A 26,215-nucleotide genomic window follows, 5' to 3' on the forward strand; every position below is an offset into this window, starting at 1 on the left:
GCGCCAGGGTAAACGGCGTTTGCAATCGCTGTGATACGCCGGTTCCCTTCGCGTTTACGATGGCTTTTCAACCGATAGTAGATGTGACTCAGCGGCAGGTGGTTTATTACGAAGCATTAGTGCGTGGCATAAACGGAGAGTCAGCCTTTTCGATCCTCAGTCAAGTGACCGATGAGCTAATGTACCGCTTTGATCAAGCTTGCCGGGTAAAGGCAATCGAACTTGCCAGCGAGCTGGGCATGACTGAACGGCTTTCGATTAACTTTCTGCCTAATGCTGTGTACGAGCCGGAAGCCTGCATTCAATCGACGCTAGAGACATCACGCCGGGTCGGCTGGCCAACTGAGCGGCTCAATTTTGAAATTACTGAAACCGAGCGCGTAGTGGATCGTGCCCATATGCGCTCAATTATCGACAGCTATCGCCGTATGGGCTTTACTACGTCGCTGGATGATTTCGGCAACGGCTACGCGAACTTGGACCTACTGACGGACCTTCACCCCGATACGCTAAAAATCGACCGCGAACTGGTGATGAAGTGCGATAGCAATAGCCGCCGCCAAGCCATTCTGAAAAGCATGGTGGCACTGGCCCGCACCCTGGGTACCCAGCTAGTGGCGGAGGGTGTCGAGACCCGGGAAGAGTCGCGCTGCCTGTTGGCGCTGGGTATTGCCGTGCAGCAAGGCTATTACTTTGCCCGCCCAGAGGTGGGCAAACTGCCCACCGTGGCGCTGGAAAAGTATGACTAGAAAAACCTATGGTTCGTTAGTTGTGAACGATTAAAGCCGTTCAAGATAGGAAGTGCCGCCTAAATTACGCATTTGCTGGCGAATCCATTGGCTGCGACGCTCTACCTGGGCGTCGGGCCTAGAGGCACTGCGATTCCGAGGATTGGGTAAAATGGCGGCTAGCAGGCTTGCCTGCCTCTCGGTCAAGGCACTTCCGGAAGCACCAAAGTAGTGGTCGGCGGCAGCTTCCAGCCCAAACACCCCGGTATCCCACTCGGCCACGTTCAGGTACACCTCCAGAATCCGCTGCTTGCTCCAGAAGGTTTCGATCAGCAGGGTGAACCAAGCCTCCAGCCCTTTGCGCAGCCAGCTGCGCCCACTCCATAGGAAAACGTTCTTGGCCGTTTGCTGGCTGAGCGTACTGGCCCCCCGCAGCCTCGAGCCATCGCGGCTGGCCTCCCAGGCACGACGCAGCTCCACCACATCGAAACCTCGATGAATCGGGAAGCGTTGGTCCTCGGCGGCAATCACCGCCAGCTTGGCGTTATTCGAGAGATTCTCCCAACTACGCCACTGGCGCTGAATATCAACCGGTTCGCTGTTTATCCAGCTTTGCACCTTACGTTCAACCATCACCATGGAGCCCGGTGGCGGAACAAAGCGAAATAGCAGCACCAGGGCAACGGAGAGCACCACGAAGCCAAGCGCACCACGCCAGATAAGACGCCATAACAGACGAAGAAAACGGCGCAGCGCGCGATTGAGCATCTCGGAATCCTTAGCGTTTCATGAGGTGTTCCGCATGATAGCGCAAATGGTCCTCAATGAACGAGGCGATAAAGAAGTAGCTGTGGTCATAACCTGGCTGGCGACGCAGCGTCAGCGGGTGGTCATGCTCTTCACACACGGCTTCCAAACGCTCGGGCATCAGCTGCTCTTCCAAGAACTGGTCCGCTTCGCCTTGGTCGATAAACAGCCGCTGGCGGGACGCCCCGTTGGCCACTAGCTCGCAGGCGTCGTACTGGCGCCAGCGGGACTGGTCATCACCCAGATAGCTGGTGAACGCTTTTTGCCCCCAGGGGCAGTTCATGGGGTTCACAATCGGCGCAAAGGCGGAGACCGAACGGAACCGGCCAGGATGGCGCAGGGCAAGAATCAGCGCCCCATGGCCACCCATGGAGTGACCGCTGATAGATTCGCGCCCATTAACGGGGAAGTGCTGGCGCACCACCGACGGTAACTCTTCAATCACGTAATCGTACATACGGTAGTTGGATTTCCACGGCGCCTGGGTGGCGTTCACGTAGAAACCCGCCCCGGAGCCAAGGTCATAGCTATCGTGCTCGCCGGGGAGATCGGTGCCACGCGGGCTGGTATCCGGACAGATAATCGCCACGCCTAATTCGGCGGCAATGCGGTGCGCGCCAGCCTTCTGCATAAAGTTTTCGTCGTTGCAGGTCAGGCCCGATAGCCACCATAACAGCGGAACACGCTCGTTTTCTGCCTGGGGTGGCAGGTACACGGCGAAGACCATGTCGCAATCCAGCGCCCGGGAGTAGTGGCGGTAGCGCTTGTGCCAACCGCCGCAGCTGCGGTTGGCCGACACCAGTTCTAAGGTTTCACTCATGCTCATGGGGCAGGCTCCTTCAGAAGATGAAAACGCGGCGGGTCTCCCCTACCGCGTTCGTTTATCTGGTTTCTTTCGCTAGATGATACTCAGTAATGCAGAACGGTACGAATGCTCTTGCCGGCATGGAGCAGGTCGAAGGCTTCGTTGATCTTCTCAAACGGCATGTCATGGGTAATGAAGTCGTCGATGTTCAGCTCGCCGTTCATATAACGCTCTACATAACCCGGCAGCTCGCTACGGCCTTTCACACCACCGAACGCCGAGCCTTTCCAAACGCGGCCTGTCACCAGCTGGAAGGGACGGGTTGAGATCTCTTCGCCTGCGCCTGCCACGCCGACAATGATCGATTCACCCCAGCCTTTGTGGCAGCACTCAAGCGCTGAACGCATCACGTTGACGTTGCCGATACACTCAAACGAGTAGTCGACGCCGCCATCGGTCATATCAACGATGACCTGTTGGATCGGGTCACTGTAATCTTTGGGGTTGACGAAATCAGTCGCGCCGAACTGCTTGGCCAGCACAAATTTGTCTGGATTGACATCAATCGCGATGATTTTAGAAGCTTTCGCCATCACCGCCCCCTGAATCACCGCCAAGCCAATGGCACCCAAGCCGAACACGGCAACGGTAGAGCCGGGCTCTACTTTCGCGGTATTCATAACGGCACCAATACCCGTGGTAACACCGCAGCCCAGCAGGCAGATTTTATCCATCGGCGCTTCTTTGGAGACCACCGCCAGCGATACTTCCGGCAACACGGTGTACTCACTAAACGTGGAGGTGCCCATGTAGTGGTGCAGCATTTTGCCGTCTAGCGAGAAGCGTGATGTGCCGTCTGGCATGACACCTTTACCTTGGGTCGCACGTACGCTACCACAGAGGTTGGTTTTACCTGAGAGGCAGAATTTACACTTACCGCACTCGGCGGTGTAGAGCGGAATAACGTGGTCGCCAGGTTTCACGCTGGTAACACCTTCGCCCACTTCTTGAACAACGCCCGCGCCCTCGTGGCCCAGTACGGCAGGGAAGTTGCCCTCAGGGTCGGCACCGGACAGCGTAAAGGCGTCTGTGTGACACACGCTGGTGGCGGCCATTTTCACCAGCACTTCTCCCGCCTTCGGGCCTTCAACATCAATCTCAACCAGCTCAAGCGGCTTACCCGCTTCTAATGCAACCGCAGCACGTGATTTCATGGTCACTCCTAGCTAAAGTTTATTGACTATCGTTTAAATGTCTGTGAGTGAGCACGCCGTGGCGCACTCGACTTACCAAGGGTGTGGATTACTCGCTATCGCGGGCGATAGGCGCAAACTCAATGGGCAGCCAGCGGTAGCCTTCTTCGTCTTCGACGATGTGACCGATGCCCGGGAACGGCATGTGAGCACCGGCCACCCAGTGCTTCTCATCGACCGCTCTCTCCAGCACCGCTTCACGTGTGTGTACCGCTTGCTCGGGGTCGGAATCGAATTCGATGGCAACGCTTGGGTCAGCAAACTGCACGCCGTAGCTGTGGACGACATCGCCCCATACCAACATGGCGTCGTCATCACTATTGAGCATAAAGCTCGCATGGCCCGGCGTATGGCCGTGAGTATCCCGCGCAACGATGCCCATCAGCAGCTCATCGCCCGACGCAAAGGGGCTGAATCGGCCAGCCTCTTGATAGGGCGCCACGGCCTCTTGTGCCATGGTAAAGAAGGCACGCTCCTCCTCTGGAAGCGCTTGAGAGCGCTCTTCGTCCAACCAGAAGTCAGCGTCGCCTTCGCTGGCGCGCAGCTCGGCATTGGGATAGACCGCCTCACCGTTCTCATCCACCAAACCGCACACATGGTCCGGGTGCAGGTGGGTCATCAAGATCGTATCGACCTGTTCCGGTGCATAGCCCGACGCGCGTAAGTTCTGCTCGACCTGGCCCAGAGTGGGACCAATGCACGCCGTGGCCAGCGTGAAGAGATCATCGACATCATCAAACACTCCATGAAAACGCGAGATAGACCTGAAGTGTAGGTCAGCTAGGCGAGAAAGATAAAGCGGGATACACTCACAAGATTATTGCTCCTGAGCAACAATCTCTTTCATTAAGGGTTCGCCATGCAGCGCTGGGATCGTATCGAAGCCTTCGTCGAGGTGGTCAGGCTGGGCACCTTTTCCGCCGCCGCTCGACACCTCAAAGTCTCTACCTCGCATATCAGCCGTTTGGTCAGCCAGCTAGAGAACCAGCTAGGCGTGCAGCTACTCTACCGCACCACACGGCAGATTCGGCTGACCGATGCTGGGGCCTTGTACGCGGAGCACTGCCGCCATTTGTTCGATGGGCTGCGTGATGCCGAGCAGGCGATCAGCGAGCTGCAGGCCAAACCCCATGGGCTACTAAAACTGACCTCGGCAACGACTTTCGGCGAGCGCTACGTTGCCCCGCTAGTCAATGACTTCCAGCGCCTGCACCCTCAGCTCGAAGTACACATGCACTTCACCAATCGCCCGGTGGAGTTGATCGAAGAGGGTTTCGACATCGCCATTCGCATGGGGGTGTTGAAAGACTCCAGCCTGATTGCCCGGCGGCTGTGCGGACGCCGCGAATACGTGGTGGGCTCACAGGCCTATTTTCGTCAGGCGCCCCGTCCCCACACGCTGGGCGAGCTGAGCCAACACCGCTGCCTGCTGGGGTCGCGCCCCAACTGGCTGTTCGAAGTGCACGGTCAGCGGCGAGAGGTCAAGGTAGAGGGGTGCTGGAGCAGCAACTCGGGGCCTGCCCTGCTGGATGCCGCCCTCAAAGGGCTGGGGCTCGCCCAGCTGCCGGATTACTACGTGGCGCCTTATCTGGCCAGTGGAGAGTTAGTGTCGGTGCTGGAGCCGTTCCAACACCACGACACGGCGGTGTGGGCGGTCTACCCGCGCCACCGCCACTTATCGCCCAAGATTCGTCAGTTGGTCGACCATTTGGTCGACCATATCGACACTCTGTTACCCGCTCATTAGCATTCGATGGCATTGACTGCGAGACCACCTTTCGAGGTCTCTTTGTACTTATCCTGCATATCGCGACCGGTATCGCGCATGGTGCGGATCACCTTATCCAGCGAGACAAAGTGGTCGCCGTCACCGTGTAACGCCATGCGGGCGGCATTAATCGCCTTGACAGACGCAATCGCGTTGCGCTCGATACAGGGCACCTGGACGAGTCCTGCCACTGGGTCGCAGGTCAGCCCCAAGTTATGCTCCAGGCCAATTTCCGCAGCGTTTTCTACCTGCCGCGGCGTACCGCCCAGCACTTCGGCCAGCCCGGCCGCCGCCATGGCGCAGGCAGAGCCCACCTCCCCCTGACAGCCTACTTCAGCGCCGGAAATTGAAGCGTTCTTTTTGCATAGAATGCCCATGGCACCGGCAGTCAGCAAAAAATTCACTACATCGGCATCGCAGGCGTCCGGCTCGAACTTTAGATAGTACGCCAGCACGGCGGGCACGATACCCGCGGCACCGTTGGTAGGCGCGGTCACCATTCGCTTACCAGCGGCATTTTCTTCATTCACTGCTAGCGCAAACAGGTTGACCCAGTCCATCACGGTAAAACTGGTCACAATCAGGCGCTGATTGTCGGGCGGCGAGAGCAGTTGCTGATGCAGTGAATGGGCGCGGCGGCGGACATTTAAGCCGCCCGGTAGGCGCCCGGTGGCCTCCAGGCCATTATCAATGCTCTGGCGCATGGCGTGCCAGATGGTGAGTAATTCGTCACGTATCGCGGCTTCGCTACGCCAAGCTTTCTCGTTTTCTAACATCAGCTCGCTGATGCTTAGGCCGTGCTGCTGGCACAGTGTCAGTAACTCATTTGCTGACTCAAAGGGATAAGGCAACGCTGTTTTGTCTTCATCCAGCCCGCCTCGGTCAGCGCAGGCCTGGTCCACATAAAATCCACCGCCCAGGGAGTAATAGGTGTTCGTACTGATCACCGTATCGCCTTCATACGCCGTGAGTACCATGGCGTTAGGATGAAACGGCAGGCAGGCCTCATCCCATTCGATATCACGTGCGCGCTGAAACGCTAGCGCTTGGCCGTTGGGAAGCCTCAATGGCTCGCTGTTATCCAATGCGGCTAAGCGCTCGGCGATAGTATCAAGGTCAACCGCCTCTGGCGTCTCGCCCATCAACCCCATCACCACGGCATTATCAGTGCCGTGACCGACACCAGTCGCTGCCAGCGAGCCGTGCAGCCTTACCACCACACGGCTGATATTGGGCGCTGTCAGCGCCATGACGAAATCTCGCGCTGCCCGCATGGGCCCAACGGTATGTGAGCTGGATGGGCCAATGCCAATCCGAAACAGATCAAACACACTAATTGCCATAAAAGTGCCTGCCCCTAGAGGTAATTATTACGCTTCTTGTAGCGCTACTTTGTAGCCTAACCGGCTAGCCGTCGAGCAATTCTCAGCTAGTTAGACGTGCGAGCATAGAAATGTGACGATATAATTAACATTCACCCCTGCATGTTTGTTTGCCTCCCGTAACATTTTATCTCCGATAAGGGCACTGGTATGTCACCATCTCCCCCCTGGGCGATTAGCTTTCGCACCGCGCTACTTCGTGCCACTCTGTACACGCTCGCCATCGGCGGTATCGCCCAAGGCGGTTACCTGGAAGTGCTTTACCTGCCCGAGGTGCGCTATACCGAGCTTGGTTTTACCGAATTCACCCAAACCTTGGTATTGGCAAGCTGCTGCGCGCTACTGATCTATATTCGCCACGTATTGAACGTATGGCCCACCGTCACGCTGCTGCTGGCGTTTATCGGCGCATCGCTCGTGCGTGAGCAGGACTACTTTCTCGATCACTACGTGGCGGAAGACACCTGGAAATATCTCGTCGCGCTGATCGTGCTCCCCAGTCTTGGCTGGGTCATCTTTCACCGCCAGCGGTTTTTGGAAGAGTTTCGCCACTACAGCAACACCTTCTCGTTTGGCCTATTTGCGGCAGGCGTGCTGGTCACCTATATCTTTTCTCGCCTTTATGGACGCCAAGATTTTTGGCGAGCCGTGTTGCAAGAGCACTATATCCGTGACTTCAAAGACATTGCCGAAGAGGCCATCGAACTACTCGGCTACAGCTTGATTCTGTTTGCCACCATCGAGCTTCTCTTTCTCGCACGACGCATCCATCGCGCACGGCAAACGCCTTAACCAATCACTTATCCCCCCAGCCAAACACCGCTGACGCCCCGCGTCAGCGGTGTTTCATTTTTTACATCTCCCTATACGTAAAGCCATTTGCGCCGCTTGCATTATCAACGTAGTGTCAGCCACCAAACCTACATGGGCATTTTTGCTGAAAAATAACCTATCAACGATATAAATCTTATGACAAACTCACAAAATCGCGAAGAAAACCTAAAACGCGGAGCATTTACCCGCTTTCTCGATAGCGTCGAGTGGCTAGGTAATCTGCTGCCGCACCCGGTCACACTATTTGCCATTCTCTGCGTACTGGTCGTTGTGGCGAGCGGCATTGCGGCAGCGCTTGGCGTTTCAGTCGCTGACCCGCGCCCCGCCAATGAGGGCGAGTGGATTGCAGTGAACTCACTCTTAAACGCGGAAGGTCTACGCCGCCTGGTTACCGAAATGGTGACTAACTTCACCAGCTTTGCGCCCCTGGGCACGGTACTAGTGGCCATGCTAGGGGTGGGAGTTGCCGAACACTCTGGCTTGTTGTCCGCTAGCATGCGCGCACTAGTGCTTAACCGTTCACCACGCATCGTCACCTATGCAGTGGTGTTTGCCGGAATCATGTCGAACATGGCCGCCGAGCTTGGCTATGTGGTACTGATTCCGCTAGCAGCGATGATCTTTCATTCCTTAGGTCGGCACCCGCTAGCGGGCCTGGCGGCGGCGTTTTGTGGCGTCTCCGGCGGCTACAGCGCCAACTTATTGATTGGCACCGTCGACCCGCTGCTCTCTGGCATTACCCAGGAAGCGGCACGGTTGCTCGACCCTACCTATTCAGTCGGGGCTGAAGCCAACTGGTTCTTTATGTTTGCCAGCACCTTCTTTGTGACTCTCATTGGCGGCTTGGTCACCGAACGCATTGTGGAACCTAAGCTTGGCAAGTTTGACTCCGCCTATGCGGATAGCGATATCGACCAGAACCGTATGGAGGGCCTGACGCCCACTGAAAAGCGGGCACTAAAAGGTACCGGCTTAGCCACCCTGGCCCTCATTGCGCTGGTCGCTGTGATGGTAGTGCCAGAAAGTGGCATTCTGCGGAACCCGGAGACGGGCCTTGTGAGCGGCTCACCCTTCCTGCGCGGCATTGTGGTTATCGTCGCCATTGCCTTCACCGTGCTGGGCTTTGTCTATGGTCGACTCGCGGGCACCATGCAAAACGATCGCGATATCGTCGATGCCATGGCCAAAAGCATGAGCAGCCTGGGGCTCTATATTGTGCTGGTGTTCTTTGCCGCCCAATTCGTTGCACTATTCAACTGGAGCAACTTTGGCACCGTGACCGCCGTGGCGGGCGCTGATCTGCTGGACTCCCTTGGCTTGCGCGGCCCTGGCCTGTTTGCGCTGTTCATCCTAATGTGCGCCTTCGTGAACCTGTCGCTGGGTAGCGCGTCGGCGCAGTGGGCGGTCACCGCGCCGATTTTTGTGCCCATGCTGATGCTGATGGGTTACGCGCCCGAAGTCATTCAGGCGGCGTATAGGATCGGCGATTCCGTCACCAACCTGATTACGCCCATGATGAGCTACTTTGGCCTGATTCTCGCAGTGGCGACCCGTTATCGTAACGACATGGGCATCGGCACGCTGGTCGCTCTCATGCTGCCTTACACGCTGTTCATGCTGATCGGTTGGAGCATGCTGTTCTTTATCTGGGTGTTTATTCTTGGCTTGCCGGTTGGTCCAGGCTCTGCCACTTACTACACGCTCTAAGCTTTAAACGGCATAACATAAACCGAAAAGCCCGCCGTTCAGAGAACGGCGGGCTTTTCGGTCTTCGTGGCGACTCTATTTCACCACTCACTCTTCACTACTCGCGGCTTTACTCGTCTAGGAACGAACGAAGCGGTTCTGAGCGGCTGGGGTGACGCAGCTTGCGCAGCGCTTTGGCCTCGATCTGACGAATCCGCTCACGGGTGACGTCAAACTGTTTGCCCACCTCTTCCAACGTGTGGTCGGTGTTCATGTCGATACCGAAACGCATACGCAGGACTTTCGCTTCGCGGGCAGTCAAACCACCCAGCACGTTGCGGGTCGCTTCGATCAAGCCTTCGCCGGTGGCCATATCGATCGGCAGCAGCATGGTGCCGTCCTCAATGAAATCCCCCAGGTGCGAATCGTCGTCATCACCAATCGGCGTCTCCATGGAGATCGGCTCTTTGGCAATTTTAAGCACCTTACGTACCTTGTCTTCGGGCATTTCCAGACGCTCGCCCAGCTCTTCCGGCGTCGGCTCGCGCCCCATCTCTTGCAGCATTTGACGGGAGACGCGGTTGAGCTTGTTGATCGTCTCAATCATGTGTACCGGGATGCGAATGGTACGCGCCTGATCGGCAATCGAGCGAGTGATGGCCTGACGAATCCACCATGTCGCGTAGGTCGAGAACTTGTAGCCACGACGGTATTCGAACTTGTCCACCGCCTTCATCAAGCCGATGTTGCCTTCCTGGATCAGGTCCAGGAACTGCAGGCCACGGTTGGTGTACTTCTTGGCAATCGAGATCACCAAGCGCAAGTTCGCCTCGACCATCTCTTTCTTGGCACGACGTGCTTTCGCTTCGCCAATCGACAGCTTGCGGTTGACCTCTTTCAGATCGGCTACCGAGAGCTGCACCATGTCCTCTTCGAAGGCAATCTTGCGCTGAGAACGGGCGATATCGGCACGCAGTGGCTCTAAGCGGTCAGCGTACTTGGGATGCGCTTCTTGGAAGGCGTCCAGCCACGTCGGATCCGACTCGTGGCCCGGGAACGACTTGATGAACGTCTTGCGCGGCACCTTGGCTTTCTTGACGCACAGCTGCATGACCGCTTTTTCTTGGGCACGCACCTGCTCGACGCTGATCCGCACTTGGCCTACCAGTCGCTCGAAGTGCTTCGGCACCAGCTTGATCGGCGAGAACAGCTCGGCGAGGCGCTCCTGTTCGAATTTCAATTCGGAGCTACCACGACCGTGTTTAGCTAGCGCGGCTTCCACCGCCGCGTTCTGCTCACGAATCTGCTCGAAACGCGCTTTGGCTTCTTCTGGATCTGGACCGCCTTCGCTGGCGCTGGTGTCTTCTTCGTCATCGCTATCGATATCGTCATCGTCGCTCAGCTCGGTATCGACGTCAGGCTCCGGCGTTTCTGCTTCGGCAACCCCGGGGATACCTTCGTCGGGGTCGATGAAACCAGAGAAAAGATCGGACAAGCGCCCAGGCGCTTCTTCGTCCTGAGTGGCGTCGTAGGCTTCGAGGATCGACGCGACCGCGCCCGGCAAATACGCCAGTGCGGACATCACTTCCCGCGTGCCTTCTTCGATCCGCTTGGCGATTTCGATTTCGCCTTCGCGGGTCAAAAGCTCAACCGTTCCCATTTCACGCATGTACATGCGCACGGGGTCGGTGGTGCGACCTACGTCGCTTTCCACGGCGGCGAGTGCCGCAACGGCCTCTTCCGCAGCGGACTCGTCCGTGGAGTGATCCGACATCATCAAAGTGTCTTCATCTGGCGCTTCCTCAACGACACTGATACCCATGTCGTTGATCATGCCAATGATGTCTTCCACTTGATCCGGGTCGGCGATATCCTCGGGTAGATGGTCGTTGACCTCGGCATAGGTCAGGTAGCCCTGCTCCTTGCCGCGCGCGATCAACTCCTTCAGACGTGACTGCTGCTGCGCATTTCCAGCCATAGAAACCCTATCTCGACGAAGAAGAATGAAACACCTGGGGCGCTGAATCGATTAAACTCAACAAGCCGAACAGTATAGCGTAAATAACGGGATTTTTTCCAGCGAAACGTATTTGCGCGGTCATTCAGGTGTGTTAGGTTGTTCGGTTAGGCCAGCGCCTGGCGACTAACCCTGTATGTGGTGCTGAAGCTTGTTAATTCAACCCCACTGTGCGAATTGCTTTGGTTTGACGCCCTCATGTGCGCTGAATTAGCTCCATCATCAGACTCGCCAACCGCTGCCGCTGAGCTTTATCCAGCTTCTGGCCAGAACGCTCTAATGCCAACAGCGCATCGTACTCTTCCTGGGGCGAACGCTTACGCTGCTTCTCGACCAAATGCTCTACCAGCCCGCTTAGCTCTGCTTCCCTTGTACTCTTAGGAATCAGCAGTTCCCGCTGCGCCAGCTCTGCTAAGATCTGCCCCTCATGACTACCCTGAAAATGCGCTAACACCACCTGCGGACTGCGATAGCGTCCGGCGCGCAGCAGCTCGATTAAAGCGCGGCACAGCGGCGCCTCTTCACTATTTTCTGGCAGCCAATCCAGCGATTCGGGTAGCGACGCCACCAAACGCGGCTCATGAAGCAGCAGTTGCACAATACGACTCACCGTAGAGAGCGTTTGCAGCCTTGCCCCTTGGCGGCGGCCACGTGCCGCCGAGCGAGGCAGCGCCTGCTCTGGCACCATTTCAGCGGCTGGCTCCTCAACAGGCCCCCACTGCGGCAACGCTTTTGCAGCGGCATCTGCCGTGCGCCTATCTAACAGCGCCTGCAACTGCGACTGCGCCAGCCCGCTACGCTTTGCCAGTGATTCAAGCAGTAGCGATTTGAGCATGCCTTCAGGCACTTTGTTCAATGCCTCTAGCACCTGGGTGGCAAAACGCTCGCGCCCTTCCACCGTGTTCAAGTCACGCCCCTGGGCGGCCTGCTCAAAGAGAAACTCCGAGAGCGGCATCGCACAGGTCACACGATCCTGAAATGCTTCGCTACCCTCGCGACGCACCAGTGAATCAGGGTCATCGCCATCGGGCAGAAATAGGAAACGCGCCTCACGTCCATCAATCATTTGCGGCAGCGCCGTTTCCAAGGCGCGGCTTGCCGCCTGACGGCCAGCACGGTCACCGTCAAAGCAAAACACTACTCGGCTCACCAAACGAAACAGGCGGCTTAAGTGGTCTTCCGTGGTGGCAGTTCCCAAGGTGGCGACGGCGTTATGAATGCCGAACTGAGCCAGCGCCACCACGTCCATATAGCCTTCGACCATCACCAACTGCTCAAGTTTGCTAGACGCTTGACGCGCCTCGTACAAACCATATAGCTCGCGCCCTTTATGAAAGACAGGCGTTTCTGGTGAATTAAGATATTTGGGCTGTTCATCCCCCATGACCCGGCCGCCAAAGCCTAGGGTACGGCCACGCAAGTCGCGGATGGGAAACATCACTCGGTCGCGAAAACGATCGTAGGTGCGCCCAGTGTCTTCGCGGTGGATCAGCAGTCCGTACTCGACCTGTACCGGCTCGCCGATCCCTTTTGCCGACAGATGCTGCTTGAGCGCCTCCCAGCCACCCGGTGCATAACCAATACCATAGGTGTCGATGACCTCTGGCGACAGTCCACGGCCCTGCAGGTAGCGCTGAGCACTTTGACCCTCCTGCATTTTCAGCCGCTCACGGTAGAAGCTGGCGGCCACTTCCAGCAGGTTGACGCCCTCTTTACGCTTTTTCTCGCGCTGCTGAGCACGCGGGTCATCCGCTCCCTCACGGGGAACATCGAGACCTAAACGCCCGGCCAACTGCTCTACCGCCTCGGGGAACGGCAGCTTGTCGTACTCCATCAAAAAGCGCAGCGCGTTGCCATGAGCGCCACAGCCAAAACAGTGGTAGAACTGTTTATCGGCACTCACCGTAAACGACGGCGTTTTTTCTTGATGGAAAGGACACAAACCGGAGAAGTTACGACCCGCTTTCTTGAGCTGCACGCGCTCGCCGACAACCTCCACCACGTCAACGCGGCCGAGCAGATCGTCAATGAAACGCTGTGGAATTTGGCCTGCCATGAACTGCGGGCATCCTCGCGCGAAGCGCTAATGGGCGAGTCTAACGTCATCAGACAGCGCGCCTGATCACCTTAAACCGCGCAAAACACACATCACAGAACGAAAAACAAACGGCCACCTAGTGGCGGCCGCTTGGCATCCCTCTTGAGACAACCAGCCAACTGCTCTGGCTCTCTCCAGGTACGGATCAATAGAGCCGTTCGAAACGCTTACGCTCACGCTGCAACTTCTTGGCGTGACGTTTTACGGCAGCGGCCGCTTTGCGTTTACGCTCAGCAGTCGGCTTCTCGTAGTGCTCGCGACGACGTACTTCAGAGAGAACGCCAGCTTTTTCGCAAGAACGCTTGAAGCGACGCAGGGCGACGTCAAACGGCTCGTTATCACGTACTTTTACAGAAGGCATTAAGCACTCACCTACCTTAAGGAGTCTTGAGTTCGGATAGTTCGCACACCGAACACAACGGTGTACGACCCAGTTTTACAGCGCACAGTAGTCTAGTCGCGGTTGGCGATCTTTGCAAATGCTTACGCCCCTCTACTGCCATAATGCTAGACTAGCCGGTTTTAAACCTCTGCCTTACCACCTACACGAGTTCTTTTGCCATGCGCGTACTGGGCATTGAAACGTCTTGCGATGAAACTGGCGTCGCTATTTACGATACCGCGTTCACCGGTGGACAGGGTCTGCTGTCCGATGCGCTGTATAGCCAAATCGCCATGCATGCGGAGTATGGCGGCGTCGTGCCTGAGCTGGCCTCTCGGGATCACACCCGCAAGCTATTGCCGCTAATTGAGCAAGTATTGAAGGATGCCAACCTCACCCGTCAAGACCTGGACGGTATCGCCTACACTGCCGGACCAGGCTTAGTTGGTGCCTTGATGGTGGGCGCTAGCACCGCTCACGGCATGGCCAAAGCTCTGAACATACCGGTGCTGGGCGTTCACCACATGGAGGGCCACCTGCTCGCCCCGATGCTGGAAGATGACGCGCCGGAGTTCCCGTTCGTGGCCCTTCTGGTCTCGGGCGGCCACACTCAGCTAGTCGAAGTACAGGGGTTAGGGCACTACCAACTGCTGGGGGAGTCGGTGGATGACGCCGCCGGGGAGGCTTTCGACAAGGCCGCCAAAATGCTCGGCCTTGCTTATCCAGGCGGCCCGCTGGTCGCAAAGCTTGCCGAACAGGGCGACCCGACGCGCTTTCGTTTTCCGCGCCCAATGACTGATCGTCCGGGGCTGGATTTTAGTTTCTCCGGTTTAAAAACCCATACCCTGACGGCGATTCGCCAGTTAGAAGCAGCGGGCGAGCTGGATGAGCAGGCCAAAGCAGATGTGGCCCGGGCCTTTGAAGAGGCCGTGGTGGATACGCTGGTGATCAAATGCCGCCGAGCGCTCGACCAAACCGGGCTAAAGCGCATTGTTATGGCAGGTGGCGTGAGCGCCAATACGCGCTTGCGTGAACGGCTAGCGCTGGAGACCCAAAAGCGCCAAGCCCGTGCTTATTACCCTCGCGGGCGCTTTTGTACCGACAACGGCGCCATGATTGCCTATGTCGGTGCGCAGCGCTTGGCAGCCGGCGAGCGTGATGACAACGGCATAATGCAGGCGACCCCTCGCTGGCCGCTCGATACGCTTACAGCACCACGGTAGCTCCCGCGCCTATCCGCGTAGGGCTATCCGCGTAGGGCTATCCGCGTAGGGGCGGCTCTTCCCCACGGCGTAAGCGGCGAATATTGAGGCCATGGCGGGCCAATACGAGCAGGCTAAAGCCCCTACAACGCTGACGTAGCCGGGGGCTAGCCAGAGGCACAGCAGCGGGGCCAGTAGCGCGCTAATAAGCGAGGCTGCCGCTGCGGTACGCAAACGCCATGCGAGTAGCGCCCAGCAAAGCGCCGTGATCAGCGCCACGCTGGGCACCAATACCAGCAACACGCCAAACGCACTGGAGACCGACTTTCCACCACGGAAGCTAAACCAAATCGGGTAGCTGTGTCCCAGCAGCACAGCCAAGCCGACAAGCCCCTGCAGCCATACCGGCAGCGCCAGCAGCTTGGCAGCCAGCACTGCAGGCACCCCTTTTAACGCATCGAGCAGCAGCGTGGCCGCGGCGAGCCTTGGACCATACAGGCGGAGCACGTTCGAAAATCCTGGGTTGTAAGAGCCGCAAAACCGTGGATCCGTCACACCGGCCCACCGACATACGCTCACTGCCGCCAGCCAACTGCCGCTTAAATAGCCGATCACTATCCATATCATGGCCTGCCCACCCTGGCATTAGCGGCCAACGCCGCTGCCTTACTGTCGTTTCTGGTCATCCTCAAGTACAATCGCCCGCTTGTTGACCCTGGGGAAGGCCTGTGGACCGCATTTTGATCGAAGCACTCACCGTAGACACCGTCATCGGTGTCTACGACTGGGAACGCACGATAACGCAATCGCTGAGCCTGGATCTATCGCTGGCAACGGATATTCGGCCAGCGGCCGCTACGGATGATTTACGCTTAACGCTTGATTATGCCGCGATATGCCAGCGAATCCAGCAGTTCGCCGATGAGCATCAGTTCGCCTTGGTAGAAACCTTCGCTGAACGTCTCGCCGCCTGCTTGCAACATGAATTCCCGATTAGCTGGCTGCGCATGACCGTCCGAAAGCCGGGCGCGGTGCCTCAAGCGGCAAGCGTTGGTCTTGAAATCACTCGCGGTACGCTGCCGGAGGCTACCAAGGACCCGAACTTATGAGCCTGGTAACTCTCAGTCTAGGCAGCAACATTGATCCCGACACGCATATTCGCCTCTGCCTGGATGCTCTAGAAGCTACGTTTGGCCGCCTACAGATATCGCGCATTTTTGAAAGCGAGCCCGTAGGTTTCAAGGACAGCCGCAACTTTTACAACTTAGTGGTGGCGTTTGATAGCGACTGGTCGGTGGGTGAGCTCCAGGCGTGGTCTAAGCAGCTTGAGATTGATCATGGCCGCACCCCCAACATGGCTAAATACAGCCCCCGTGCTCTGGATATCGACCTGCTGACCGTCGGCAGTGTCTGCGATACGATTGATGGCGTCGCCCTGCCCCGCGCGGAAATCACCCGCAATGCCTTTGTGCTCCAGCCACTCGCTGAACTGTTACCCAACGAGCGCCACCCCGCCTGCCAAACATCCTACGCTACACTCTGGAAGCGCTTCACATTAGGTGACCAGCGCCTGTGGGCGATTGATTTTCACTGGCGGGGCCGTTGGATTTCCCAAGCAGATCCGCAGCCTCGTGCGGCGATGCCGCGCTAGCGCGACTACCCCTCGCCTAACGCGCCTGCCACCGCCCTCTGCCGATGCTGGCGCAGCGCTTCTCCTAATGCCGCTCCCCGATACCCCTCGCTCAGCAGCGCTTGCGGGCTTACCGCTTGCGCTGCCTGCCACGCAGCGCGCAGCACAGCTTGGCGCTCAGGTGCCAGACGACTAACAAGCGCCAGCTGCGCCGCTACCTGGGCAGGTTTACGCCAGCCATCCAGCCGCTCCAGCCAGTGCAACACTCGCTCGCCGTTTAACGGTTCATTGAGCAACGCTTTAGTCAGCGCGGTATGGCGAGCCAACTGCGCTACTGCGTTGGGCAGCCGCAGCCTGCTCGCTAGCGCATCCCGCTGCTCATCACTAAGCACCGATACCAATAGCGCATAGCGCCAGTGGGCCAGCACGGGTGACGAGGTCTCAGGCGCGCTTGGTATTTCAGCGAGCGCGGCAGTCAACGTCTCGCCCTCGGCAAGCTCAGGCCACCAAGTGGCAAGCGCCTGGCACTCGTTTAGCGTGGTGAAATATTGTTCAGGATTGGGTTCACCCAATGCTTTCTCGGTTTCTATCCACACCCGCTCTGCGGCTAAGTGGCCAAGCTCACCGCTTTGGCTCACTTCACGCATCAGCGTGTGGGTATCTGGGGCAATGGTAAAACCCAAGTGAGCATAGCGGGCTAAAAAGCGCGCAGTACGCAGCACCCGCAGCGGGTCTTCGCTAAACGCAGGCGATACATGGCGCAGCAGGCGCTGCTCTATATCCTGCTGGCCGTGAAAGGGGTCTGTCAGTTGGCCGCCTGGCCCTTGGGCAATGGCATTGATCGTTAGGTCACGCCGGGAGAGATCCTCTTCCAGTGTTACATCGGGGCTGGCATACACCTCGAAACCACTGTAGCCATGGCCGGACTTACGCTCCGTGCGCGCCAGCGCATACTCTTCCGCGGTGTGCGGGTGCAAAAACACCGGAAAATCTCGGCCAACGGGTTTAAAGCCCCGCTGACGCATCGCTTCCGGTGTGGCACCCACCACCACCCAGTCGTGGTCCACTACTGGCCAGCCCAGCAGCGCATCCCGCACTGCACCGCCTACCCGGTAAACGTCAAGCCCTTGAGTCAATGCATCCTGTTGAAACACTTAACGGCCTCCTTGCAGGCTCGGCACGCTAGTGCGTTCACCAGTGTCTAGGTTCATCGCGGTGAGTGAGCCACCCCACACGCAGCCGGTATCCAGCCCTTGAACGCTGATCTTCGCATGCGGCGTGCGCCCTTCCAGCGCCGCCCAGTGGCCAAACAGGACCTGCAGATCATCCTGACGAGCAAATTGAAACCAGGGGGCAAAGCCTGTCGGTGCGCTATCGAGCCCCTCTTTGGCGGCAAAATCGAGGCACTCCTGCGCATCAATGAAGCGCATGCGGGTAAACACGTTAACGATGCAGCGCAGGCGATCCACGCCTTCCAAGTCCTCCCGGAAACGGTCAGGCTGATTACCAAACAACTGGGTCAGAAACGCACCCGCGCTTTCACTGTGTAGCGCCGCCTGAACTTCACCGCTCAGCGCCAGAGCCTGCTCAGCACTCCAGCTCGGCAACACTCCGGCGTGGGTCATTAACGTATTGCCTTCTTGAACCGCCAAAGGCTGGCTCTGCAGCCAATCCAGCAGCGCTTCCCGCTGGGGCGAGGCGAGAATATCGTCCAGCGTATCGTTTTTCTTCAACCTGCCGCCCCCGCGGGCGACCACCAGCAGGTGAAAATCGTGGTTACCGAGCACACAGCGCACGGCACTGCCCAGCGCTTTAGCTTCCTGCAGGCAGGCAAGCGACCCTGGGCCACGGTTAATCAAATCCCCAACCAGCCAGAGCGTATCGTGGGTCGGGTTAAAGTCTATTGCTTCCAGCAGGCTAATAAATTCAACATGGCAGCCGTGCAGGTCGCCAATGACATAGATACTCATGGGCATTCCCGGCTAACAGAGTTCAGTGCAGTTGACGGGGCACCGCTAGACGAAAAGGCGAAACGGGCACATCAAAAGCCCGCTGGGTATACGTATTAAGCAGGGTGTAGGCACCCTCCATCACACCGACCGGCGTTTGCAAAATCGCCCGGCTGGTATAACGAAAACGCTGGCCAGGGCCAATCAGCGGCTGCTGGCCCACCACGCCCTTGCCACGCACCTCTTGGCTGTCGCCGCTGCCCTGGGTGATTTTCCAGTAACGCGCCATTAGCTGTACGCTGTGCGGGCTTTGGTTATGAACCGTCACCGTGTAGCTAAACACGTAGCGGGATTCACTGTCACTAGACTCTGCGTCACGAAACTCCGGCGTGACGCTCACCTCAATGTCTAAACCGCTCAAGCCTCATCACTCCCCTTAGTATCACCGTTAGCCACTGCGCTGGCCGCCTCATCGGCGGCTACTTGGTTGGCAATTGCCACGTACTCCGCCACGGTTAGAGTTTGCGGCCGCCGTGCAGGGTCAATGCCTAGCGCTTCCAACGTGTCGGCACTCACCCGCCCTTTCAGGTTATTCCGCAGGGTTTTACGCCGCTGGCCAAAGGCCAGCTTCACCAGCTCGAACAGCAGCGTCGGGTCATCGGCGGTGTGGGGCAGGTGTTCGTGGGGCGTTAAGCGCACAATCGCGGAATCTACCTTCGGACGCGGTACAAAGGCTTCCGGCGGCACGATGAACAGATGGTCTACCTGGCAGTAGTACTGCGCCATGACGGAAAGACGGCCCCAGTCGGTGCTGCCTGGCTCGGCGGCCAAGCGCTCCACTACCTCTTTTTGCAGCATGAAGTGCATATCGGCGATGGCGCTGCCCATACTCAGCAAATGCACGATCAAAGGCGTGGAGATGTTGTAAGGCAGGTTACCCACTACCCTCAGCGCCGGGCCATCGCCCTTCAGCTCGGCAAAATCGAACTTCAGCGCGTCGCCTTCGTGAATCACGAACTCGGGGTAGTTGAAAAACTGCACCCGTAGGCCAGGAATCAGGTCGCGGTCGAGTTCGATTACTTCCAGCTTGCCAGTCGCCTCTAACAGCGGCGCCGTCAGTGCCCCTTGCCCAGGGCCGATTTCAACGAGTCGGTCACCTTCACGTGGCCCAATGGCGCGGATGATACGAGAAATAATACCGAGATCCCGCAGAAAGTTTTGACCGAAACGTTTACGAGCGCGGTGCTGCTGAGGCACTTGAGACATCTAACAGTGTTCCTTGGAGGGTTGATTCATGGAGCGGCCAGGGTGCTGGCACGCTGGGCAGCAAGCCGCTGTGCAAGCGATAGCGCGACGCCCAGGCTGTTGGGGTCGGCAGTGCCGCGGCCCGCCAAATCCAGCGCGGTGCCGTGGTCCACTGAAGTACGTACCAGCGGTAGGCCGAGGGTAATATTCGCAGCTTGCCCAAAGCCTGCGTATTTTAGCACTGCCAAGCCCTGGTCGTGATACATCGCCAGCACCGCATCGACTCCGGCTAGGTGGCGTGGAGTGAACAGCGTATCGGCGGGCAGCGGCCCTTGGATATCCAACCCGTCGGCACGCAGCGCGTCGAGGGCCGGAATGATCGTGTCCAGCTCTTCGCGCCCCAAATGCCCTTCTTCCCCGGCATGGGGGTTGAGGCCGCACACCGCAATGCGCGGATTCAAGATGCCAAATTGGCGCCGCAGGTCAGCGGCCAGTAAGCGGCTAATCTGGGTGACCCGCTCGAACGTGATGGCATCGGCCACGTCACGCAGCGGCAGATGAGTCGTCACCAGCGCCACGCGCAAATCGCCGCTGCCTTGCCAAAGCGGGTTCTTGGCATGCAGCGCGGCATCGGTCGCCAGCAGCATCACCACCTCATCGACGCCACAGGCGTCGCGCAACCACTCGGTATGGCCGGTGAAGTGGGGAAAGCCCCCTTCGATGATGACCCCTTTATGCAGCGGCGCGGTGACCATTGCCGCAGCCTGCCCTGCTTGGCAGGCGTCTACGGCAATTTGCAGTGTCTCCAACACGTAGCGGGCATTGGCGGGATCGAGCCCCCCAGGCGTGGCAGGCGCTCGCAGTGTGGCGGGCCACACCACCAAACGCCCTGGAGAGGATATATCCAAGCCACCCGGCGCGGCCTCGACGACCTCTACGGCCAGCCCGAGCAGCGCGGCGCGCTGGCGCAGCATCTGCGGGTCACCCACCGCCACCGTGTTGGCTAATTGCCCACGAGCGGCCAGCATCAGCGCAAGCTCTGGCCCGATGCCCGCAGGTTCACCGGTGGTCAACAGCAGCGGCCGCGTCATTAGAGACGAATATCCACGAAGGCCTGTTCACGGATTTCACGCTGCCAGGTTTGCAGCTCTTCGTTGGCACGACGCTGGAAAATCGCTTGGCGCACCTGCTCACGACGGCTCTCTTCGGTCACGTCCTGACGGCGACGCTCCAGCACTTCGATGACGTGATAGCCGAACTGCGAGCGCACAGGCTCGGAGAGCTGGTTCGGGCTGAGAGACGTCATGGCTTCTTCGAACGCAGGGACCGTTTGGCCAGGGCGCACCCAGCCCAGGTCGCCGCCGTTCATGGCGCTACCACGATCGTCGCTGTACTCACGGGCCACCGACGCGAAGTCTGCGCCCTGCTGTAAACGCTGGCGAGCCTCTTCTGCGCGGGCGCGGGCTTGGTTCTCGTTACGCGTAGGCGTCAGTTCCACCAGGATATGGCGGGCACGGGTCTCTTCGATAAAGGCTTGCCCCTGCTGCTGGCTTGGCTGCTGGCTCAAGAAACGCTCCACATCGCGATCGGAGACCGTGACGCGCTGACTGATCTGGCGCTGCTGTACTTGACGCATCAACATTTCACGGCGTACGTCTTCGCGCACGTCGGCCAGAGTCATACCGTCGGCTTCTATCGCATCGGCAAACTGGTCCAGCGTCATGCCGTTGGATTCGGCAATGCTGCGTAACTGGCGGTTGAGTTCGGTGTCATCCACACTCAGATTGGCTCGGCGGGCCATTTGCAGCTGGATTTCATCCATGACCATACGCTCCAACACTTGCTGGGCCAGCTGGTTACGCGGCGGCAAATTGCCGCCCTGAGCCGCTGCTTGCTGCTCCACCTGGGCAATGCGGTCATCCAACTCGCTGCGCATGATGACGCCATCATTGACGACCGCGACAACGCTATCCAACTGCTGGCGCTGGGCCGACTCGAAATTTTGCGCATGCACGGTCAGCGGAACCAGCGCCGCGCTCGTGCCCAGGCAAAGCACCATCATGCTGCCTGCGGACAGCTTAGTTGCCCGTTTTTTCAGCGCGCAGCTCAGCAAGGTCTTTCTGATCATCATAAAAAGTCTCTTTCAGTCGCTATTTTAAAGTGGTCGTTCATAAGGGCGTGGGGCGGTAGCCAGGAATCGCCTGTTCAAAGTAGCCGTCGGCCTCTTGGCCCACGCCACCTAGACCACGAAACACAAAGCGCAAAAATAGCCCGCGGTCGTTGAAGTCATCGCCAACCCGCGCCGTATCGTTATCGTCGATCCATTCACGCCATACCAGCTGTACGCCATAGCAGCAGTCGTTCCACTGCAGGCCCGCGAGCTGTTCCAGGGGACGGTTGTTGGTTTGATCGTGCAGGTAGCGGCCAATCAAATCAATCCTTGGACTCGCTTTCCACGCCAGCGAAAGATCCCACTCTTCGCGACTGTAGTTACGGAAGCCATCGTCGCCGGGTATCACGCTCGGATCGAACCCTTCGATCTCCCAACGGTAGCCAAGGTTCACTACGTGCCCTTCCGGGTGGCGATAGCGTACATCCACACTGGAGCGCTCGGTCTGTTCACGCTCGTCATCGTAGAGCCATTCGTAGCCGGTACTCCAGCGATCCGATATTTGCCAATCCAGGCGAGTGACCAGCGGAGAGCGGTCACGGGTGGCCTGATAGCGGCTTTCCGGATTCACGGAAGGGTCTTCGCTGGGGCGCGGCGGCAGCGTGTCCGGGTCGCCTTCGCTATCGATGCGCCGCTCGGAGAAGTAGTAGCTTTGACCGACGCCAAAGGTGAGTCGGTCCCGACCAGCGCTATCTTCGATCAAGCGTGACTGTACGCCCAACGAGACGCGATTCAGATCACCGACCCGGTCAGCCCCCGAGAAGCGGTGCGGGGACCAGAGCTGATCCCAGGAGAATACCCGTTCACGGCTATCGAAGTCCGGCAGCTGGGTCTGGTCGGTACGCGGCACGTAGGCATAGTTAACGCGGGGTTCAAGCGTCTGGCGATAACCGCGCCCGCCTAGCTCAAGCTCACGCTCAAATACCAGGCCGCTGTCGATGGAAGTGATCGCCACGCTGCGCGTCGGTGAGGTCGTGCGATCGGTCACTCGGTCGCCATAATCCAGCTCGTAAGCAGTGTGCCAAAGCTCGGTGCGTGGCTCGATATAGCCCCAGGGCTGCTCATAGCGCCAGCCCACCGCAGGCGTCAGGTGAAGGCGCGAACCGATGGCCGCCTCGCGCTCCGGAACTCGCCGCTCATCCACGTCGCGCCAGAAATAGGTCGCGTTCGAGCGCCACTGGGTATACAGGCCGTTGTCTAGCTGCCAGTTGGCATTGGCGGTCAAACTCGGCAGGCGGTAGAACGGACGGTCGGTATCGCTGAGCGGGTCTTCCAAACGTTGGAAGCCCTGGGCACGGGCGTCTAACTGCCAGCGCTCGCCGCGGTAGTCCACCTGCGCCAGGCGCTCCATACTGACCCGATCACCGCTGCCGAACGCACCCCCAAAGTCGTCGAAATAGCGCCCATCGCTGGCGGCGCCGTAACGGAGCCGGTAATCACTGCGGGGCGTTAACGTGCCCGCGTGCTGGGCATCAATGTACCAGCGGTCGTCGCCTTCAAAGCGGTTGTCACCTCTATTGGTGCCGCCGTCGCTATCGAGATAACCGCCCTCGACCAAGCCTTGGCTCTCTTCCAGCAGGTAGCGGTACTCGCCGTTGAGCAGCAGTCCTCGGTCAGACATCCAGCGCGGGGTAATGGTGGCATCCTGGTTCGGTGCAATGTTCCAGTAGAAAGGCTGGGTATAACCAAAGCCATCGCTTGAGAAGCTCACTGACGGCGAGAGCAGCCCGGTATGGCGGCGGTCATCAATGGGGAAGCGCAGCCACGGCCAGTAAAATACCGGCACATCTTTAACTTCCAGGCGCGCATGGCGGGCAGTGCCAAACCCCGAGGCTTGATCGAGGCGAATATCACTACCTACCAACTGCCAGCTATTGGCGCCGGGGTCACAGGTGGTAAACGTGGCCTCCTGAAGGCGGTACTGATTTTCGCCGGTCTGCTCTAGCTGGCTGGCCTGGCCGCGCAGGTGCTGGTCGTAGAGCACATAGTGGCTGTTACGCAGCGATGCGCGGTCTTCGTTCAGCATGAGGGTGGCTTGCTCGCCACGCACCAGGGCTTGTCCATCGCGGATAGCCAGGTTGCCCTCAGCATCCACCTGCTGACGGTCTGCGGGTAGAAAGACGCGCTCTGCCTGCAGTTCGGTATCGCCCCGGCGTAGTACCACGTCGCCACGCAGCAGGGCTTCACCGTCTGCGGCGTAATCCACTTCCCGGGTTTCTACCGAGAGCGTTTCCGGGTTCTCTTCCGCTGGCAAGCGGTAGGCGGGCATCACATAGCGCCCCCGACATAGCTGTTGCGGCGCTTCGTCTTGGCTCCAGGCCTGCCAGTCCAGCGCTTCTGCGGGCAGGGTTTGGTCCTGCGCCACCGCTGAAAACGAGGCGCCAGCGAGCAAACTGCCCAGCAGCGTATGCGCAACCGGTACGGTGCGCGAGATTCGCTTGCCCATGTTCGTTATCCTTGGCATCCAGAATCGGTATTATACAGCCCGCATGATGCCCGACCAGCAAGGAGCTTGCATGTCCTCTTCTCGGATTGACGCCCTCACTCAGTGGGCGGCGCAACACCACGGCCTTGATAGCGCCACCATTCGCCTCTCTGCTGCGGGCGGTGACGCCAGTTTTAGGCGCTATTTTCGACTAACGCTACCGGATGGCAACACCCAAATCGTAATGGATGCACCTCCGGCACAGGAGGACTCGGCGCCGTTTGTGGCTATCGGCCAGCGCTGGCACGCCGCCGGGCTGCCTGTGCCTTACATTCACGCCAGCGACTTAGACGCTGGTTTTTTGCTGCTTGATGACTTGGGTGACACACCACTGCAGGCTACCTTTACCGACCCGGCCCGCACGGAGCAGAGCCATCTAGACGCACTCGCTCTCATTGCCCAGTTGCAAAACCGCACTAACCCGGCCGCCCTGCCTGATTACGATGCCGCCCTGCTTGGCCGGGAGCTGGACCTATTTCCCGAGTGGTGCCTGGGGCGCTGGCTGTCGCTATCAGTTCCCGATAGCTGGGAGGCAGTACGCGATAAATTGATAGAGCATGCATTAGCGCAGCCGGTGGTGAGCGTCCACCGCGATTTCGATGCCATGAACCTGATGCTGCACGATCAAACGCTTTACATGATCGACTTCCAGGACGCCGTGGCAGGCCCGCTCAGCTACGACGTTATTTCGCTACTGCGGGGCCGCTACTGCCGTTTTAGCGCTGACCAGTTTGCCTCCTTCGTCGGCGCTTTCTATCAGCAGGCGCGGCAAGAGGGTCGCCTGACCCGCTCGGTCAGCGAGGAAACTTTTTAGCGCAGTGCCACGCCATGGCCGCACAGCGCTCGCTGAAAGTGCTGGGCATCTTTTGTCGGTTGACGCTGCGCGACAGCAAAGAAGGCTATTTAGCCCGCCTGCCCCACTTTTTGGCGCACCTGGAAGATAGCCTAGCGGCCCTGCCCCAACACCGCGAGTTTGCCGACTGGGTAACGGGCGTGCTGCGCCCGGCGATCATGCAGCGCCTGGAAGAGGACGCTCCATGAAGGCGATGATTTTGGCGGCAGGCCTGGGCAAACGGATGCGCCCACTCACCGACCACTGCCCTAAACCATTGCTGCCCGTGGCGGGCAAACCGCTGATCGTGCACCACTTGGAGCGTTTAAAGCGTGCTGGCATTAATGAAGTGGTCATTAACGTGAGCTACCGTGCCGAGCAAATTATCTCTGCACTGGGCGATGGCTCGGCCTACCAAATGCGCATTCACTGGAGCCAGGAGGCTAGCCCGCTTGAGACCGGCGGTGGTATTCAACAGGCACTACCGCTGCTGGGCGATGCGCCGTTCTTACTGGTCAATGGTGATGTGTGGTGTGACTACCTACCGAGTGCTTCCACGCTGGCAGCAGGTGATTTGGCGCATCTGGTATTGGTGGATAACCCTGCCCATCACCCTGAAGGCGATTTTTCACTTCGCCAGGGGCGCGTTTCACCACACGGGGAGGCTCGCTTCACCTTTGCAGGCATCAGTTTGATACGCCCTGAACTGGTCGCCTTTGAACCTGCCGGCGCCTTCGCCCTGGCCCCACTACTGAAACGGGCCATGGCAGAGCACCGCGTTAGCGGCGAGCACTTTGCGGGCCACTGGGTCGATGTGGGCACGCCTGAACGACTGGCCGAGCTTGATAGGCACCTTCAATCAGCCTGATACCAGCTGGCAGCGCACGATGAAGCCGTGCGTTGCCTTCTAGAAATGTTATGCTGCGCGACTTACCTTTCGTC

General features: G+C 58.7%; 23 protein-coding genes and 2 pseudogenes. 9 read left to right on the forward strand and 16 right to left on the reverse strand.

The window, feature by feature from the left end; translation table 11 throughout:
• Positions 1–59 precede the first annotated feature (59 nt).
• Positions 60–749, forward strand: coding sequence for an EAL domain-containing protein (locus A3220_RS06725; protein WP_062373950.1), 690 nt, complete (start codon positions 60–62; stop codon positions 747–749).
• Positions 750–779: 30 nt separating this feature from the next.
• On the opposite strand, the gene mtgA is transcribed toward A3220_RS06725, so the two are convergent.
• From mtgA to A3220_RS06745, 4 genes are all read right to left on the reverse strand, one after another.
• A complete protein-coding gene (mtgA, locus tag A3220_RS06730; protein WP_062373953.1) occupies positions 780–1,496 on the reverse strand; it encodes a monofunctional biosynthetic peptidoglycan transglycosylase in 717 nt (238 codons plus the stop codon).
• Positions 1,497–1,506: 10 nt separating this feature from the next.
• Positions 1,507–2,361 (reverse strand): S-formylglutathione hydrolase, encoded by an 855-nt coding sequence (fghA, locus tag A3220_RS06735; RefSeq protein WP_062373955.1) that lies wholly within the window; start codon positions 2,359–2,361, stop codon positions 1,507–1,509.
• Positions 2,362–2,444: 83 nt separating this feature from the next.
• Positions 2,445–3,554: an S-(hydroxymethyl)glutathione dehydrogenase/class III alcohol dehydrogenase gene (locus A3220_RS06740; RefSeq protein ID WP_062361028.1), complete on the reverse strand. Its 1,110-nt coding sequence runs from the start codon at positions 3,552–3,554 to the stop codon at positions 2,445–2,447.
• An 88-nt stretch (positions 3,555–3,642) separates the two neighbouring features.
• Positions 3,643–4,335: an MBL fold metallo-hydrolase gene (locus tag A3220_RS06745; protein WP_252860428.1), complete on the reverse strand. Its 693-nt coding sequence runs from the start codon at positions 4,333–4,335 to the stop codon at positions 3,643–3,645.
• 117 nt (positions 4,336–4,452) lie between these two features.
• Here A3220_RS06745 and A3220_RS06750 point away from each other — a divergent pair, with 117 nt between their 5' ends.
• On the forward strand, positions 4,453–5,340 hold the full coding sequence (locus tag A3220_RS06750; RefSeq protein WP_054641524.1) for a LysR family transcriptional regulator: 888 nt from the start codon (positions 4,453–4,455) through the stop codon (positions 5,338–5,340).
• On the opposite strand, the gene A3220_RS06755 is transcribed toward A3220_RS06750, so the two are convergent.
• Positions 5,337–6,704: an L-serine ammonia-lyase gene (locus tag A3220_RS06755; RefSeq protein WP_062373957.1), complete on the reverse strand. Its 1,368-nt coding sequence runs from the start codon at positions 6,702–6,704 to the stop codon at positions 5,337–5,339. The genes A3220_RS06750 and A3220_RS06755 overlap by 4 nt on opposite strands.
• A 189-nt stretch (positions 6,705–6,893) precedes the next feature.
• Between A3220_RS06755 and A3220_RS06760 the strand changes: the two genes are divergently transcribed.
• Together A3220_RS06760 and A3220_RS06765 are read left to right on the forward strand one after the other, a co-directional pair.
• Complete coding sequence (locus tag A3220_RS06760) at positions 6,894–7,535, forward strand: hypothetical protein (protein ID WP_062373961.1); 642 nt, start codon at positions 6,894–6,896, stop codon at positions 7,533–7,535.
• A 177-nt stretch (positions 7,536–7,712) separates the two neighbouring features.
• Entirely contained in the window at positions 7,713–9,284 is a 1,572-nt protein-coding gene (locus A3220_RS06765) for an AbgT family transporter (RefSeq protein ID WP_062373964.1), read from the forward strand.
• Between the two features lie 109 nt (positions 9,285–9,393).
• Here A3220_RS06765 and rpoD read toward each other — a convergent pair whose 3' ends face one another.
• From rpoD to rpsU, 3 genes are all read right to left on the reverse strand, one after another.
• The gene (gene rpoD / locus A3220_RS06770; protein WP_062373967.1) at positions 9,394–11,241 is read right to left on the reverse strand and encodes an RNA polymerase sigma factor RpoD; all 1,848 of its coding nucleotides are present in this window, start codon (positions 11,239–11,241) and stop codon (positions 9,394–9,396) included.
• Positions 11,242–11,476: 235 nt separating this feature from the next.
• Positions 11,477–13,336 carry a DNA primase gene (gene dnaG, locus A3220_RS06775; RefSeq protein WP_062373969.1) on the reverse strand — a complete coding sequence of 620 codons (1,860 nt, stop codon included), beginning with the start codon at positions 13,334–13,336 and terminating at the stop codon, positions 11,477–11,479.
• Positions 13,337–13,523: 187 nt separating this feature from the next.
• Positions 13,524–13,739 carry a 30S ribosomal protein S21 gene (rpsU, locus tag A3220_RS06780; protein WP_016416934.1) on the reverse strand — a complete coding sequence of 72 codons (216 nt, stop codon included), beginning with the start codon at positions 13,737–13,739 and terminating at the stop codon, positions 13,524–13,526.
• Between the two features lie 200 nt (positions 13,740–13,939).
• On the opposite strand from rpsU, the gene tsaD reads away from it, so the two are divergent.
• Complete coding sequence (gene tsaD, locus A3220_RS06785) at positions 13,940–14,983, forward strand: tRNA (adenosine(37)-N6)-threonylcarbamoyltransferase complex transferase subunit TsaD (protein ID WP_062373973.1); 1,044 nt, start codon at positions 13,940–13,942, stop codon at positions 14,981–14,983.
• A 37-nt stretch (positions 14,984–15,020) separates the two neighbouring features.
• Here tsaD and plsY read toward each other — a convergent pair.
• Positions 15,021–15,589: pseudogene (gene plsY / locus A3220_RS06790) on the reverse strand (glycerol-3-phosphate 1-O-acyltransferase PlsY).
• Between the two features lie 101 nt (positions 15,590–15,690).
• Between plsY and folB the strand changes: the two are divergent.
• Together folB and folK are read left to right on the forward strand one after the other, a co-directional pair.
• Positions 15,691–16,071, forward strand: coding sequence for a dihydroneopterin aldolase (folB, locus tag A3220_RS06795; RefSeq protein ID WP_044629667.1), 381 nt, complete (start codon positions 15,691–15,693; stop codon positions 16,069–16,071).
• Complete coding sequence (gene folK, locus A3220_RS06800; protein ID WP_044629668.1) at positions 16,068–16,613, forward strand: 2-amino-4-hydroxy-6-hydroxymethyldihydropteridine diphosphokinase; 546 nt, start codon at positions 16,068–16,070, stop codon at positions 16,611–16,613. The genes folB and folK overlap by 4 nt, the downstream gene beginning before the upstream one ends.
• Positions 16,614–16,618: 5 nt before the next feature.
• On the opposite strand, the gene A3220_RS06805 is transcribed toward folK, so the two are convergent.
• The 7 genes from A3220_RS06805 to A3220_RS06835 are packed head-to-tail and all read right to left on the reverse strand — an operon-like array spanning position 16,619 to position 24,402.
• Entirely contained in the window at positions 16,619–17,746 is a 1,128-nt protein-coding gene (locus A3220_RS06805; RefSeq protein WP_062361010.1) for a polynucleotide adenylyltransferase, read from the reverse strand.
• Complete coding sequence (locus A3220_RS06810; RefSeq protein WP_062373975.1) at positions 17,747–18,562, reverse strand: symmetrical bis(5'-nucleosyl)-tetraphosphatase; 816 nt, start codon at positions 18,560–18,562, stop codon at positions 17,747–17,749.
• Between the two features lie 22 nt (positions 18,563–18,584).
• Positions 18,585–18,962 carry a Co2+/Mg2+ efflux protein ApaG gene (apaG, locus tag A3220_RS06815; RefSeq protein WP_044629671.1) on the reverse strand — a complete coding sequence of 126 codons (378 nt, stop codon included), beginning with the start codon at positions 18,960–18,962 and terminating at the stop codon, positions 18,585–18,587.
• Positions 18,959–19,807, reverse strand: coding sequence for a 16S rRNA (adenine(1518)-N(6)/adenine(1519)-N(6))-dimethyltransferase RsmA (rsmA, locus tag A3220_RS06820; RefSeq protein WP_062361005.1), 849 nt, complete (start codon positions 19,805–19,807; stop codon positions 18,959–18,961). Before rsmA ends, apaG begins: the two co-directional genes overlap by 4 nt.
• A gap of 26 nt (positions 19,808–19,833) precedes the next feature.
• On the reverse strand, positions 19,834–20,877 hold the full coding sequence (gene pdxA, locus A3220_RS06825) for a 4-hydroxythreonine-4-phosphate dehydrogenase PdxA (protein ID WP_044629673.1): 1,044 nt from the start codon (positions 20,875–20,877) through the stop codon (positions 19,834–19,836).
• On the reverse strand, positions 20,877–21,917 hold the full coding sequence (locus tag A3220_RS06830; protein ID WP_062373978.1) for a peptidylprolyl isomerase: 1,041 nt from the start codon (positions 21,915–21,917) through the stop codon (positions 20,877–20,879). Before A3220_RS06830 ends, pdxA begins: the two co-directional genes overlap by 1 nt.
• A 37-nt stretch (positions 21,918–21,954) precedes the next feature.
• Entirely contained in the window at positions 21,955–24,402 is a 2,448-nt protein-coding gene (locus tag A3220_RS06835; protein ID WP_062373982.1) for an LPS-assembly protein LptD, read from the reverse strand.
• 70 nt (positions 24,403–24,472) lie between these two features.
• Between A3220_RS06835 and A3220_RS06840 the strand changes: the two are divergent.
• Both A3220_RS06840 and murU read left to right on the forward strand, forming a co-directional pair.
• Positions 24,473–25,482, forward strand: a pseudogene (locus A3220_RS06840) (phosphotransferase).
• Positions 25,479–26,141, forward strand: a complete 663-nt coding sequence (murU, locus tag A3220_RS06845) for an N-acetylmuramate alpha-1-phosphate uridylyltransferase MurU (protein WP_062361000.1) — start codon at positions 25,479–25,481, stop codon at positions 26,139–26,141. The pseudogene A3220_RS06840 and the gene murU overlap by 4 nt, the downstream one beginning before the upstream one ends.
• Positions 26,142–26,215: the final 74 nt, after the last annotated feature.

Source organism: Halomonas sp. KX33721 (assembly GCF_001596805.1).
Classification (GTDB): domain Bacteria; phylum Pseudomonadota; class Gammaproteobacteria; order Pseudomonadales; family Halomonadaceae; genus Vreelandella; species Vreelandella aquamarina.